Source organism: Erwinia magellanica (assembly GCF_039023495.1).
Taxonomy (GTDB): Bacteria; Pseudomonadota; Gammaproteobacteria; order Enterobacterales; family Enterobacteriaceae; genus Erwinia.
Map to the genome: position 1 here is coordinate 761874 of NZ_JBCHVC010000001.1, position 14044 is coordinate 775917.

13 protein-coding genes are annotated in these 14044 nt (G+C 50.9%); 6 read left to right on the top strand and 7 right to left on the bottom strand.

Going from position 1 to position 14044, the window contains the following annotated elements; genetic code table 11:
• Nucleotides 1-53: 53 nt before the first annotated feature.
• Both AAH450_RS03520 and AAH450_RS03525 read right to left on the bottom strand, forming a co-directional pair.
• A complete protein-coding gene (locus AAH450_RS03520; RefSeq protein ID WP_342908932.1) occupies nucleotides 54-1289 on the bottom strand; it encodes a cation:proton antiporter in 1236 nt (411 codons plus the stop codon).
• Nucleotides 1290-1644: 355 nt separating this feature from the next.
• Nucleotides 1645-2886: a DUF2254 domain-containing protein gene (locus AAH450_RS03525; RefSeq protein ID WP_342908933.1), complete on the bottom strand. Its 1242-nt coding sequence runs from the start codon at nucleotides 2884-2886 to the stop codon at nucleotides 1645-1647.
• A 683-nt stretch (nucleotides 2887-3569) separates the two neighbouring features.
• Here AAH450_RS03525 and AAH450_RS03530 point away from each other — a divergent pair.
• The 3 genes from AAH450_RS03530 (at nucleotide 3570) to bhsA (ending at nucleotide 5527) form a co-directional block, all read left to right on the top strand.
• A complete protein-coding gene (locus AAH450_RS03530) occupies nucleotides 3570-4250 on the top strand; it encodes a type 1 glutamine amidotransferase domain-containing protein (RefSeq protein WP_342908934.1) in 681 nt (226 codons plus the stop codon).
• 120 nt (nucleotides 4251-4370) lie between these two features.
• Nucleotides 4371-5126 (top strand): alpha/beta fold hydrolase, encoded by a 756-nt coding sequence (locus AAH450_RS03535; protein WP_342908935.1) that lies wholly within the window; start codon nucleotides 4371-4373, stop codon nucleotides 5124-5126.
• A 140-nt stretch (nucleotides 5127-5266) separates the two neighbouring features.
• The gene (gene bhsA, locus AAH450_RS03540; protein ID WP_342908936.1) at nucleotides 5267-5527 is read left to right on the top strand and encodes a multiple stress resistance protein BhsA; all 261 of its coding nucleotides are present in this window, start codon (nucleotides 5267-5269) and stop codon (nucleotides 5525-5527) included.
• Between the two features lie 156 nt (nucleotides 5528-5683).
• On the opposite strand, the gene AAH450_RS03545 is transcribed toward bhsA, so the two are convergent.
• From AAH450_RS03545 to AAH450_RS03555, 3 genes are read right to left on the bottom strand one after another with little or no spacing between them, the layout of a single operon-like run.
• Nucleotides 5684-5986 carry a pentapeptide MXKDX repeat protein gene (locus AAH450_RS03545; protein WP_342908937.1) on the bottom strand — a complete coding sequence of 101 codons (303 nt, stop codon included), beginning with the start codon at nucleotides 5984-5986 and terminating at the stop codon, nucleotides 5684-5686.
• Between the two features lie 57 nt (nucleotides 5987-6043).
• Entirely contained in the window at nucleotides 6044-6832 is a 789-nt protein-coding gene (locus AAH450_RS03550; RefSeq protein ID WP_342908938.1) for a molybdopterin-dependent oxidoreductase, read from the bottom strand.
• Nucleotides 6833-6841: 9 nt separating this feature from the next.
• Complete coding sequence (locus AAH450_RS03555) at nucleotides 6842-7459, bottom strand: cytochrome b/b6 domain-containing protein (RefSeq protein ID WP_342908939.1); 618 nt, start codon at nucleotides 7457-7459, stop codon at nucleotides 6842-6844.
• Between the two features lie 149 nt (nucleotides 7460-7608).
• On the opposite strand from AAH450_RS03555, the gene AAH450_RS03560 reads away from it, so the two are divergent.
• From AAH450_RS03560 to AAH450_RS03570, 3 genes are all read left to right on the top strand, one after another.
• Nucleotides 7609-8322 (top strand): response regulator transcription factor, encoded by a 714-nt coding sequence (locus tag AAH450_RS03560; RefSeq protein WP_342908940.1) that lies wholly within the window; start codon nucleotides 7609-7611, stop codon nucleotides 8320-8322.
• Nucleotides 8323-8331: 9 nt separating this feature from the next.
• On the top strand, nucleotides 8332-9798 hold the full coding sequence (locus AAH450_RS03565; RefSeq protein ID WP_342908941.1) for a HAMP domain-containing sensor histidine kinase: 1467 nt from the start codon (nucleotides 8332-8334) through the stop codon (nucleotides 9796-9798).
• A gap of 714 nt (nucleotides 9799-10512) precedes the next feature.
• A complete protein-coding gene (locus AAH450_RS03570) occupies nucleotides 10513-10845 on the top strand; it encodes an anti-adapter protein iraM (protein ID WP_342908942.1) in 333 nt (110 codons plus the stop codon).
• 256 nt (nucleotides 10846-11101) lie between these two features.
• Here the strand turns inward: AAH450_RS03570 and AAH450_RS03575 are convergent, their stop codons facing one another.
• Nucleotides 11102-12061: a sensor domain-containing diguanylate cyclase gene (locus AAH450_RS03575; protein ID WP_342908943.1), complete on the bottom strand. Its 960-nt coding sequence runs from the start codon at nucleotides 12059-12061 to the stop codon at nucleotides 11102-11104.
• A gap of 996 nt (nucleotides 12062-13057) precedes the next feature.
• A complete protein-coding gene (locus AAH450_RS03580) occupies nucleotides 13058-14020 on the bottom strand; it encodes an AraC family transcriptional regulator (protein ID WP_342908944.1) in 963 nt (320 codons plus the stop codon).
• Nucleotides 14021-14044 lie beyond the last annotated feature (24 nt).

A 14044-nucleotide genomic window follows, 5' to 3' on the forward strand; every position in this document is an offset into this window, starting at 1 on the left:
GAGAGTTTCAGCCTGCAAGTCATACTTATCTGTGCAACTTTTTAGTTAAGCAGTCACTCACGTTTGATAACCCAGCTGGCAAGCCTGCCAATGGACATGCCCTGCACCAGCACCGAGAACACAACAACCAGATAAGTCAGGGAAACAACGGTGTCGCGGGCATCACCCGCAGGCAGTGAAAGCGCCAGCGCTACAGAGATGCCGCCCCGCAACCCGCCCCAGGTCAGTACCGCCCAGGATCCTTTTGGCAACCGGAACAGATTCGTAAACAACGCAACAGGCAGGCCCACCGTAAGCAACCGTGCAGAGAGCGTAAGAATAATAACCATGCATGCAACGCCAATAAGCGTATGGCTGAAATGAAGTAATATCACCTCAAGCCCAATTAACACAAAAAGCACTGCATTGAGTATTTCGTCAATAAGCTCCCAAAACATATCTACATGCCGTTCTGTCTCTTTTGACATGGCATATGAACGCCCCTGGTTACCGATAATCAGTCCCATCACTACCATAGCCAGCGGGCCGGATACCTCGAGGTGTGTTGCCAGCGCATAGCCGCCCAGTACTGCGGCGAGGGTGAGCATCACCTCTTCCTGATAGCTGTCGATGCTTTTAAGCATTAAATAGATAACGTAACCGATAATCGCTCCCAGCAACGCACCACCGCCAGCTTCTCTCAACAGCAGGATCGCCCCCTCGGCCACGCAAGGGACTTCTCCGTTCCCCAGCATGGTAAAAATCAAGGAAAACAGCACTACGCTAACCCCATCATTAAAGAGTGACTCACCTGACATAACGAGTTCAACATTTTTGGGCGCACCAGCAGACTGCAAAATGCCTATCACGGCAATTGGGTCGGTAGGCGAGATTAACGCACCGAAGATCAGGCAATAAGCAAAAGGCAGCTGTAGCCCGCTGAGTGAGAGAATTCCCCATAAAGAGGTACCGATAAGCAGAGTAGAGATTGCCGTTCCCAGGAATGCCAGAGAGGCCACCTGCCACCGGTAAGCCCGCAATTGTTTGAAATCAACATGCAGAGCACCTGCAAACAGCAAAAGTGACAGCATTCCCTGCATCAGTAGTTCAGAGAAATCAACAGATTCGACCAGAGAGTGCTCAAGCTCGTTTAAGAGGTGAAAACCCATCCTGTCGGCGAACATATTCACCAGGGAGATGAGCAATGCAATGCCCATGACGCCGATAGCCGGAGGTAGCCCCACGTAACGCCTGTTTAAATAAGCCAGTAGGGCAGTGACAGACAAAAATATTGCTGCAACATTCAGCATGTTGATTTTCCTTCACTCTGAAAGTCTCTTTTAAGACGATCTGTCAAATCTTACTCAGCAACGTAAACAGAGTCAGCCAGGCGGGGCTAATAGCTTTGTTATGGTTGCCCAGCCCCAGGTAACATTCTGAACCGCCAGGCAGGGAAGCCACTTAAGCCGCTGCTGATTTACAGATAGCGTCAGCATTGACGCAGCAGCCGGTTGCGCACAGATAGCGCCATTTCCCACGCCCTCTGTAAATCTGACTGAAAAACCTGGTGTCCTGCTGCATAAAACGGAAATAATTAATGAATATAGTGTCAACAGAGCAAACGTACCTGGTGCGAAGTTAAGTAAAGGAGCCTTCCCGTGTCCCTCACTCTTGAAATTGACTTAAACGCCGCCGGTCATAGTCTGACTGAAGTGCATGCCCGGCGCGCTCCATTGCCTGAAGGCGGTGTTCTTTAGCTGGAACAGCAAATACCGAAGGGTTTATCGCTGCCAGCGCCTTCAATGCCTTTTGCAGTGCTATCTGTACTTCAATCATTCCTGCTCCGTCTCTGGCGATGCCGGTGAATAAATCATCAAACAGCTCGGCGGGATTCAGCGGACGCATGTAAAGATGAGGATAATGAACGCTGCTGTCGCGCTCTGACACGCTGGGCCAGTGGGAAAGCAACCTCACGCCGCGTCCTATTACGTCAATAGCGGTACCCGGGTCGTTAACTGCGGGAGAAAGAGCTCTTGAGGCAATTTCCGATAACACGCAAAAACCAAATCTTGGATCCTGATCGAAAGAGCGCTGTGGCCTGACGGTGAAGCTGCTAATCAGCAGTTCTGTATCGACCTTCGCCTGCGCAGGAGATATCCAAAGTAGAGGCTCCGCAGGGTGAATAAACTCTCCCGGCTGTCTGGCGATAAATATTAACAGCGCTTTTTCATTAGCATGATCCGAGAGCGACTGCATATCGATATGCTGAATATAGCCCACATCTTTTAAATAAAAGGGGGTAGCATTCTCCGCTGAGAGGACCTGTTCACGCCATTCGCTGGCACCCGAAAGCGGATTGTGTAAACGATCAAGAAAGGTCCGGCGCGTTGCGTCCTCTACACGCTGCGTGGTTTCGCCTAACTGGCCAAACTGAGCAAGGTGCTGTATCCAGCGTAGCAGCGTAATGATGATTAATATAATCACTACCAGCGTAACGAAAAACAGTACAACGCGGCCTTCTTTACCGTAAGCCCCCATACTCAGCGCAATGATGCCTACCAGGCTATATAAAAAAGAACCTATAAATGTGGCCAGAACGTTCTGTGTGGTGGGATCTTCAACGAGCAGTCGGGTAGCGCGTGGTGTCACGCTACTGCTGGCGGCGTTGTAAGCAGAAACCATGATATTGAGTGAAAAGGTGGTCACTGCAAGCATACTGGAAGCCAGAATGCCCAGAATTTTATCCACCGCATCAGTGCCAACCAGGCCTGATAACGCAGGTGGCATAAAAGACTTAAACACAATGGATATCAGGGCGGTTATCACAGCGAGGATGGCGAAAAGCGATGTGCGGAACCAGAGCTTGCGGGTCATTTGTGAGAGCAACCAGTGCCATTTTGAGGTCATAAAAAATCCCTTTAATTTTATTGCGACAGAGAACGTAACTCTGCGTTAAGAAGCAGGAAAAGTGTCTTATTAAGGTGTCCAGGCGCTAATGTCACTGTTTTAGCAGGCTTATATTCGCCCGCTGATGAATTCCTGCTAAACCACAAAGCGCACAGCGACCAGCGACCAGCAACTGTTAAAGTGGAGAAAGTCAGGCTTATGACAGTTAAAGCTTACTTGATCCTGCGCCACAATGGAGTTTTTCAGCGTGACTTAACGTGGAATAAAGTACTGCCCTGAAAACCCCTTCCTCTTACCCAGTTGCTGTTGTAGAACACGCAGAGAGCAAGACATGACAGGTGGTAGGGTGTCTTCCTCAGGTTGGCTCCACTCGCAGGGTGCTGGGGTAAAATGACACTCTACCTGAACAGAACCCTCTTTTTCGATTGTTTCGTCCGCAGGAAGAGGAGAGCTGTATGGCCTGACACTTAGCCAGTGACTCATGGTCACAGGATAACAACATGCCTTCCAGGGCTGCTTTGATCTCTCTAAGATGAATTCATCGCGGCAGACTTGCTTAGCGGAGTAATACAGCATTGAGCACTCTCTTTGTAGAGAGACAAAATCACAAGGCCGGTTTTTACCTGATATAGAGACGACCGGTCTACTAAATACAAACTACGTTAACTTACCGGAGATACACGATGAAAATTCTTATGGTTCTGACCTCACACGATCAGCTGGGTGATACCGGACGCAAAACAGGTTTCTGGCTTGAAGAGCTGGCAGCGCCTTACTACGCCTTTAAAGATGCGGGCGCAGAAGTCACCCTGGCTTCGCCAAAAGGAGGCAACCCGCCGTTAGATCCAAAAAGCAACGAGCCTGATTTCCGCACTGAGCAGACGCACCGGTTTGAGGCCGACGCCGACGCCATTGCGCAGCTGGCCGAAACGGTCCGCCTGGACAGCGTGTCGCAGGCCGATTACGACGCGGTCTTTTATCCGGGTGGCCATGGCCCACTGTGGGATCTTGCGGAAGACAAGCACTCCATCGCATTAATCGAGGCCTTCCTGGCGGCAAACAAAAACGTCGCGCTGGTTTGTCATGCACCCGGCGTGCTTCGCCACGTCAAAACGCCTGAGGGCGCGCCGCTGGTTCAGGGTAAAAAGGTCACCGGCTTCACCAATACCGAAGAGGAAGCGGTCGGCCTGACCCGGATTGTGCCTTTCCTGGTGGAAGACGAACTGATTGCCAAAGGCGGCCTCTACTCCAAAGGCGCGGACTGGAGTTCCTATGTCGTCAGCGACGGCCTGCTGATTACCGGTCAGAACCCGACCTCTTCTGCGGCCACGGCGGCACAGCTTCTTAAGCAGCTGGCTGAATAACATCCGGCGGTGAGGAGGCGGCCTGACGGCACGCCTCCTCTGCATAATCCTGTTCATGCGTGAACGCGCCTCTGCCGGTCAGTGAACCGGAGCGGCTCCAGACATTTGCGAGAAAAAATCATGTTTAAAAAATCATTGACCTCCCTGGCATTAAGTTTGTTCCTCTCCACCTTTGCTCAGGCTTCAGTGGCTGAACCGGTGAAAAACGTGGTGCTGGTGCACGGTGCTTTTGCTGACGGCTCTGGCTGGTTACCGGTGGCGCGTATTCTGGGCAAAGAGGGCTATAACGTTTCCGTGGTGCAGGAGCCGGAAACCTCGCTGGCTGATGACGTTGCCGCGACCCGCCGCGTGCTGGCATTACAGAAAGGAAAAACGCTGCTGGTGGGCCACAGCTACGGCGGCATGATCATCAGCGAGGCGGGAAATGACCCGTCGGTGGCGGGCCTGGTGTATGTGGCGGCCTTCCAGCCAGAGAAAGGCGAGTCGCTGCTGACCCTTGCCGGCAAAAACCCGCCGGCCAGCAAGGCGATTACCGAGACCACCGATCACTATCTCTATCTGAAACCTGAAAATTTCCACGCAGACTTTGCTGCCGACCTGCCGGCAAAAGAGGCTGATTTTATGGCGCGCTCTCAGGTTATGACGGCGGCGGCGGCCTTTAACACACCGGCAGGCGCACCGGCATGGAAAAGCAAACCGAGCTGGGCGGTGGTCTCCACGGAAGATCGCGCCATCAATCCTGAGCTGGAGCGCTTTATGGCTCAGCGTGCGCACAGCACCGTGACGGAGCTGAAGGGCAGTCACGCCATTTACGCCTCGCAGCCGGAAAAAGTAGCCGCCCTGATTGAGAAAGCGGCAAAAAGCTTATCGCAATAATGGGGCATGGCTGGCCAGTTATCGTTAAGAAGCTGTAGCCGATCAAGCCAGCCACCCTGACGCAGATATTTTATGCAGTATCGAATAAATACCAGACTGCCCGCATCCGGTGGGCCTGAAAACTTAATAATGAACACATTATGAAAAACCTGACCAAAGCCATCACTGCAATCGTATTTACTGCCGCTTCTTTTGCCACTTTGGCCGCAACAGAAGTCAGCACTGTCCCTGTTAACGCACAACGGCAGGGGGTAATTAACGCGTCAGTTTTCGGGAATAACCTGGATGAGCTGCAAAAAAGCCTGGCTGAAAAAGCCGCCGGGCAGGGCGCAACCTCTTTCCAGATTATTTCAGCCAGTGGAAACAACCATCTCTATGGAACTGCGGTTATTTACAAATAAGCCAAAGAGTAAAAAACAGGGGAGCGTTTGTTATCGGCGGATTAACTGTTTTCTGACCAATCAGTTAGCCTGACTGTTGTCGGTAGATAAATAGCAAACAGCCTGCCACTGGCAGGCTGCCAGGAGAGATAAAAAATAAGGCAGGGATCCGCGAGCTTATTGACTCATGCTGCCTTTTTTCATCTCATCTTTCTTCATATTGTCTTTGTTCATACTGCCGTCAGACATCGCTCCTTTGCTCATGTTGTCTTTTGACATCGAGGCTTTCGACATGCTCTCCTTCTTCATATGATCTTTTGGCATGCATTTTTTGCTCATCCCCTCTTTATCCATACCCTCCTTTTTCATACAGTCTTGTGACATGCCCTCTTTTTTCATGCTGTCAGCTGCATAGGTTACACCAGCCATACCCATTATCATGGCGCCGGAGATCAGCACTACATTCATCATCTTTTTCATGGTCGTTCCTTAGTTTCAGTCAGCACAGGATGTGCAGGGAGCAGGCGGAAAAGAGGTTCAGCTGCCGCCAAACCAGTTGTAGCCCTGGTCTTCCCAGTAACCGCCAGGGAAGGTGTTAGTTACTTCAATTACCTGAATATGTTTGGGGTTTTTATAACCCAGCTTGGTAGGTATCCTTAATTTCATTGGATAACCATATCTGGCAGGCAGAATGTTGCCATCCCAGGTCAGCGCCAGTAGCGTTTGAGGATGAAGGGCCGTCTTCATATCAATACTGGTGTAATAGTCATCTGCGCACTTAAAACTGATGTATTCCGCGCTCAGGTCAGCCCCAATCAGCCGGAGGAAATCAGCAAAAGGCACGCCGCCCCATTTGCCCACTGCGCTCCAGCCCTCCACGCAAATATGGCGGGTCACCTGACTGACCTGCGCCATGTTATAAAGCTCTGGCAGTGACCAACTTCTTTTATCCAATACTTTCCCCGCGATTTTCAGGCGATAAGTTTCACCCCTGACTTCGGGCACCTCTGCTTCGTCGTAGAACGCATTAAAGGGAAAAGGGCGGGTAATGGCTGATTCCGGATAGATCGGTGCCAGACGATTGCTGCCAAAGAGCCAGTGCTGTACCCGATCGTTACTGCGAGAGATGGCATTCAGGGCTTTATCCACACTGGCGTTATCACTGATATCACAGCCTGACAGCATCGCAATGCCCCCTAACGTCAGCCCTTGCCGCAGAAACCGCCGGCGCGAAGAGGTGTCCAGCTGACGAGCGATCAGCTGTTGCGCTTCTGCCACAATCTCCTGGTTGTGGACTGAAGCGAACAGGTTGATAATTTTCTTCATTGCAGTTCCTTAGCGTCCACGGATCATGGCCAGCAGGGTTTTTGGCACCAGCGCCACCATCACTACATGCAGCACCACAAACCCCATCAGTGAAGCCATTGCCAGAAAATGGAGATAACGCGCGGTGTCATAGCCGCCCAGTAGCTCTCTCAGCAGCGGAAACTGTACGGATTTCCACAGCACTAATCCTGAAATCGTCAGCAGTACGCCGTCAAACATCACAAAGCCGTAAGCCATGCGCTGAACCATGTTGTAATGCCGTAAGTCAGCATGCTGTAAGCGCCCCCGTAAGGCCTGGGCCAGATCGCGAACCAGCGCCGTAAAGCTTAACGGCCAGTATTTCTCTTTAAACCGGCCAGTAAGCCAATTCAGTAGCAGATAAATCAGTCCGTTAAATCCAAATAACCACATTGCAGCGAAGTGCCATTGCAGTGCGCCACCCAGCCAGCCCCCCAGCGTGATATCGCCCGGAAACTCGAAAGCAAACAGCGGTGAAGCGTTGTAAATTCGCCACCCGCTGGCGACCATCATCAATACGGCCAGCGCGTTGAGCCAGTGCACCACACGCAGCCAGAGTGGATGAATGACCACTGGTTTACTGGCTGCATCAGAGGTTGGCAGATCCATGTAGTCTCTCCTCAGGCAATGCGTTTCGACCGGGTCAGTATTGGGCGAAGCAGATCCCCAAGACCTCACGCAGAGTTAAACAAAATGTGATAACTCCGGGCAGGGGCTTTGTGTAGACTGCATAAATAATCCGCAGTCAGGGGCCGCCAGTGGAGAGCAAAAAAATATTGATCATTGAGGATGATGCCGACATCGCCGAGCTGCTTTCACTGCATCTGCGCGATGAAAACTATCTCATCACTCATGCCGCTGACGGCAATCAGGGCGTGGCGCTGTTGGAAAAAGGGGGCTGGGATGCGCTGATCCTTGATCTGATGCTGCCAGGTGTGGACGGGCTGGAAATTTGCCGTCGGGCGCGCAATATGACGCGCTACACGCCGATAGTTATTATCAGCGCCCGCGCCAGTGAAGTTCACCGGGTGCTGGGGTTAGAGCTTGGCGCGGATGATTACCTGGCAAAGCCCTTCTCGATGCTGGAGCTGGTAGCCAGAGTGAAAGCCCTGTTCCGCCGCCAGGAAGCGATGGCGCGCAACCTGAAGATGGATGCCGGCACATTAAGTTTCTCTGGACTGACTATTGATCCCGTGGCGCGGGAAGTTTTTCTCCATCAACAGTTGATTGAGCTGACGCCGAGGGAGTTTGATCTGCTCTATTTCTTTACTAAAAATCCGGGCAAAGTTTTCTCCCGACTCAGCCTGTTGAATCAGGTTTGGGGCTACCAGCATGAGGGGTATGAGCACACGGTAAATACCCATATCAATCGCTTACGGATCAAAATCGAAGTTAATAGCGCGGAACCGGAAAGGATCCTCACCGTGTGGGGCAAAGGTTACAAATTTTCTACCGGGGCGCAGGACGCCTGAGGAAGGGGTATGCGGCAGTTTTCGCTTTCACAACGCCTGATGCTGGTGTTCGTTTTGTTGCTGGTCGCCTGCTGTGCCATTTCCGGCTATATGCAGGTCCGCACCGCCAGCCAGTACAGCCAGTCAGTTATTCAACGCCTCTCCGTCAATCTGGCTTCACAAATAGCCAGTAACAATCCGTTGCTCAGTGAAGAGGGGCTGGACAAGGATGCCGTTCATAAACTGTTCAATCAGCTGATGGCGGTCAACCCCAGCGTGGAAGTTTATCTGCTCGATGCGCAGGGTAACATTGTGGAAAATGCTGCGCCAGCAGGCAAACTAAAGCAGGTCAGTATTGACCTTGCGCCGGTGAAAGCGCTGTTATCGGGCGCGACCATGCCGGTTTATGGTGACAACCCCCGTGCGCCTGGTCAGCCCGAAGTGTTCAGCGCCGCGCCGCTCAAAACGGGTCACGAACTGAAAGGCTATGTCTACATCGTGCTCCAGGGAGAAGAGTACACAGCGCTGGCAAGCGAAGCTCAGTACAACTCTGTTATCAAAATGGCGCTGCGCTCAATGGGGATGGTGATCCTCTTTGGCAGCGTGATTGGCGTTATTGCTTTTCGCTGGGTTACGCGCCCGGTACGCAAATTAACTGAGCAGGTTTCCACACTGGACAGCGGCGGTATGCCAGCCATTCAGGCGCTGGCGCAGAGCGGATCGGCCGAGGCACAGCCAGGCGATGAGGTTGCTCAGCTCAGGCAGGCTTTTGTTCAGCTGGCAAAACGAATTGATGAGCAGTGGCAAAGCCTGACGATGCAGGATCAGATGCGGCGGGAATTTGTTGCCAATATTTCACATGACCTGCGCACGCCGCTGACTTCATTACACGGTTACTTAGAAACGCTGTCGGTCAAAGCTGACTCTCTGAGCCATGCCGATCGCCAACGCTATCTGGGTATCGCGCTGGCGCAGAGTCAGAAAGTAGGCAAACTGGCACAGGAGTTGTTTGAACTGGCGCGGCTGGAATATGGCGTGGTAAAACCGCAGAAAGAGATCTTCAGTCTGAGCGAGCTGGTTCAGGATGTGTTGCACAAATTTGAGCTGATGGCAGAGTCACGCCATCAGCATATCCGTGTGGAAATCCCGCCCGCTATGCCGCCAGTTAATGCCGATCTTGGGATGATCGAGAGAGTGTTTACCAATTTGCTGGATAACGCACTGCGGCATACGCCAGATGAAGGATTAATTGAAATATGCCTGTATCTGCACTCCGGCAGCATCACGGTTCAGATAAACGACAGTGGGCCAGGTATTGCGGAGGAGCAGAAAACCGATCTGTTTATGCGGCCTGCGTTACTTGATATGCGTAAACACCGCGTGGGAGGCCTGGGCCTGATGATCGTCCGGCGTATTCTTCAGCTACATGACAGCGATATTCACCTGGTCGACAGACCCCACCGTGGCGCCTGCTTCCAGTTTTCCGTGCCTGTTTAATCGCTTCCTGCGCTCATCTGGCGTGGTGAGCGGCAGCCGGAGGGCAGGGCGCCGCCGACAGATGACGCCTGTGGGAAAAGCTGGATGATAATAGCAAAATGCGCAACGTGCTGAAGGCAACCGCCGTAACCCTTAAGCCATCAGGTTGAAGCCCTCTCCGCTTTCACCTCCATAAACGATATTTATCCGCAGCACTCAGGCTGGAAAATAGTGATCAATCAGGATCAATTTCTGGTCGATGAAGCAGCAGAATAATTTTCGCTAAATGTCTAGCATGCTTAAACTTTTTACATCACCCCTTCAGATCAATAAATTGTATAAAGCAAAGTAAAGAGCGTAAAGAATAAAAAACTTGTTAAGCGGGTATTGCTATTATCTGGGTGCGCGCTAGGATTAATCTCAACATTAATTATCAAATGAGAATGCTTTTGCAAACTTTCTTACTTAATAGCGAGGAGATTTAATGCTTACCATCTATACTTTCATCTCACAAAATTTAATTAAAAGGAAATAGTAACCATTGGAAATCATGCTTAAGCTTATTATTAAACATTTTGACTCCAGAAGAGAGCAATAGAAAGTTTTTCAGGCGTTGTTTATCCTTATACAAAGGATTGTATTCCTGAACTGTGGGCTAAGGTGAAAGTCAATTTGAGAATGCCTTGCATAACAAAAGGTCTTATGTCGCTGATAAAAGAACATAAGGAGACTGAAATGAAGTGGGTGATCGAAAGAAATTTAGTATGTCCTTCAACAGGTGTCTGCTTTGCCCTGCTGTCGGGGTTAAAAAATTTGCGGCTGGTTCTGTTCTATCAGGGAGAGTATTTCCTCAGAGCAGGAAGTATTCTTAAAACCAGTGAGTTCGGCTACGTGGTAAATGGTATGCTACGCAATATTAAAGTGATTCATTTCCTGCCCTTCAACCCGTCACTTTGGCAGACGCTGGAAGATAAGTTGGACTGCCCCGGCAACAAAGTAGCTTTACTGAATGAATGTGATAAAAAAACAAAATGCGTATTAAAAATGTGTCCTTATGGTGCTCTTTAGTGGGCATGTCTCTGTAAAACATAGAGTTAAGTTGTTGTGCTGTTTTTATCCGTTTCTGTTTTATTAGCCTCCTAAATCCCTGTTGCCGGTTTGCAGGCAGAGTTTTGCTCTGGCTCAGGGTTCATTTTAGCGGCTTTCAACACCTGAACGCTTTTATTTTCTGTATCAGGCCCAGAAAGTGAAAACCACGCCATGTTCCCTCCTGACTGGAATGGTAGTTTGCACAGAAATAGCTACTCACATCAAATTCTGTCTGTTATTCCGGTTTTTTTCTGCGCTTCTCAGAATACATCACAGCATCGCTCTCTTTTACCATATCCAGTAACGAACTGTATTGACCTGAATAGCTGTTAAGGATACCGTATGAATAATTGATACTATAAGGTTTTTCAGCGTGCTGGTTATACGCTTCCAAACCTTCACGCAGCTTATTCAAAAAAGGCTGAGGATCGCTATCAGTTGTCAGTAACACTGCGAACTCATCACCTCCTAAGCGACCAACGATTTCCCCGGTGCTTAAATGTTGTTTCAGCTGCGCCGAAAATATTTTCAACACCTCATCGCCTTCACCATGACCCCAGAGGTCATTTACAGACTTGAAGTTATCAAGATCAAAATAGATGATATTGAACGGCTCTTTATTACGGTTCAGTTCCTTAAAAAGTTTTTCTCCGCTACGGTAAAAACCCCGTCGATTAAGAATGCCCGTCAGGCTATCGGTCATCGCCATATCTATTACCTGAAATTCATCTTCCACGATAAATGCCAAATCCCTTAGCGAGGCGATATCATCCTCACTAAAATCGCGCGGTGTGGTATTAATCAGGCAAAGCGTTCCAGCCACCGTACCATCTGGCAGATGCACTGGATAACCGGCATAGAAACGGATAAAGGGTTCGCCAGTGACCAGCGGGTTATCATGAAAACGTTCATCAAGACGGGCATCGTTAACGATCAGCGGCCCTTCCTGCATAATAGTGTGCCCGCAGAACGAGACGTCGCGCGTGGTTTCACGCGTATTAAGTCCCTGGCAGGCCAGAAGCCACTGGCGATCACGGTCGAGCAGGCTAATCAGAGCTATCGATACATTAAACAACTTCTTCCCTATGCGGGTTAAACGCTCGAAGCGCTCATCATCAAAAGTATCAAGTAGATCAATCATATAAAGCGATTTCAGTCGCTCTTCTTCATTTTCCGGAGTCCCAGGAAATTTCATCTTCTTGCTCCATGTTCATCACGGGAAATCCGTCAGCTTTTCAGAAAAGTCATTCCAGCAAAAGGTGTATCCCTTTCAGGGAGGAGGGTAGTTACACTGCCTGGCACCAACTTTTTACCAGCTAACTACAAAGTTTGAGCCGTGATTAATTATAACATGAGAGCCTTCACTCTGGCCCGATGAGTCCGCTTTATGCTTAACGCCCCTCTCAGCCCGTTGAGGTAAGCGGATCGGTGACAAAAGGAGTGGGCTGAGAGGCTGAAGCATCACTCTCTGTTCCCTGGCCTGTAGCGGTTTCATCCCTTATGGTGAGGAATAATGAGCTGGCGCATAGTTGACGATCGTGAGTAAAAAAGAAATTAGGGACATACGCGGCACCGATTACTAACGCCGGTTCCCTAACATTTAGCGATAGTAGAAGCAGTGTTAAAACCCCGTAATCAACAAGATATTGCAGCAGACCAAAGGTCGGCGCGCTTCACGTGTGCACTGCCACTCCAGCTACTTTGGGGAGCGCGTGGTTGTTGGCCCCTGCCACGGTTTATCGCTAGCCAGCGGATAGAAACTGCTTCGCGAGACGTGAATGACGGGGCACAGGAGTGTGGCAGAATAAGTTGGCAGCGGAACTGGCCTTCTTGAGTATTATTCCCAGCGGCGATGCGATGGACATCAATACGATGTCGACGCGACCGGCTGCCCAGGGCCGAAAGCTGCCTGTCAACGCAACCAATTCATTTACTGTTAGCGTGAGCATGCAGTCGTCGATTCCAGGCACGTTTGCAGCCAGGGGCCGCCAGGAAAATATCCTACGTTAAGCTTATTTCATAAACAGGCATAACAGGCCGCTTTGAGCGAAAAGCTGACATGGAGATCTGACATCGGAGGATTTTAAAACTGACGGTTACCTCTCTTTGTCAAAGAAGAGCAAATCATATCTCCGCTGGTGGTTCTGCACAAAAAACATGCAGGTTTTCATCTTAAAAATCGCCCCGTGATTCAGTGAAAAGAGTCGGAGGGTTCGACCCCAAATTCTGGATGCTTGTGATCGCAAACCCGGAGTCTGTACGAGCGGGGAGCGCAGCCCATGACGCGCTTAAATGCTGTACTGAATGCGCTCTCCGAGGCATATCCAAGCGACGCCGAGATCGCTGCCACGCTTTCGATACCTGGGATCAGGCGTTCGCACGCCAACAACATCCGCCAGCGAATTAAGTAATCTATCGGTGAGGTGCCGGTGGTGGCTTTGAATCTCGCGGCAAATTTGGACCGCGACATTCCGGCCCGCCTGGCCAGAACCGGCAGAGTCCACCCTTCGCCTGGCGTGGCGTGGATGGCGCTGATCGCCCTCGACAGTTGTTGATCGGCCAGCGCAAATAACCAGCCAGTCTGGCGCCCGACGCCCTGAGCAATATAGAGCCGCAGTGCCTGTACCAGCACCAGGCGGGCCAGGTGCTCTGCCACCAGCACAACACCTGGTTGCATCCGGCGCAGTTCAGTTGACATCCATTGAAGCAGCGAACGTAAGCCCTCTTTGTCGCTGGCCTCGCGCAGGCTCACAATGGCTGGCATGACGCCAAGAAGCAGGCTGGTATGCGCATCGGAAAACGCAAAATGCCCGGCGAGCATAACGGTATCACCGCCACCATTGACAGTTGCGATGCGCCCGTACCAATCCTCTCGCGAGATATCACCGAAGGGGGTGGGTGCAAGCGACGGATCCTTTGTCAGAATAAACGTGACTCCATTCGGCAGCAGAACGCAATCACCTGCTTCCAGCAGGACCGGCTTCGCTTCTCCCTCAACGATGATCCAGCCAGCTCCGGAGACGCAGGCATAACATTTGATTCCACTGTGCGCGTCGAACCGCAGCGACCATGCACCACCCAGGTCAAGACCTCCCGCCGCATAGGACTGGGGTTTCATCATGGCAAGGATATCGGAAAGCGGATCCAGCGACATTCGGGACAATCTCTAAAGTATTCA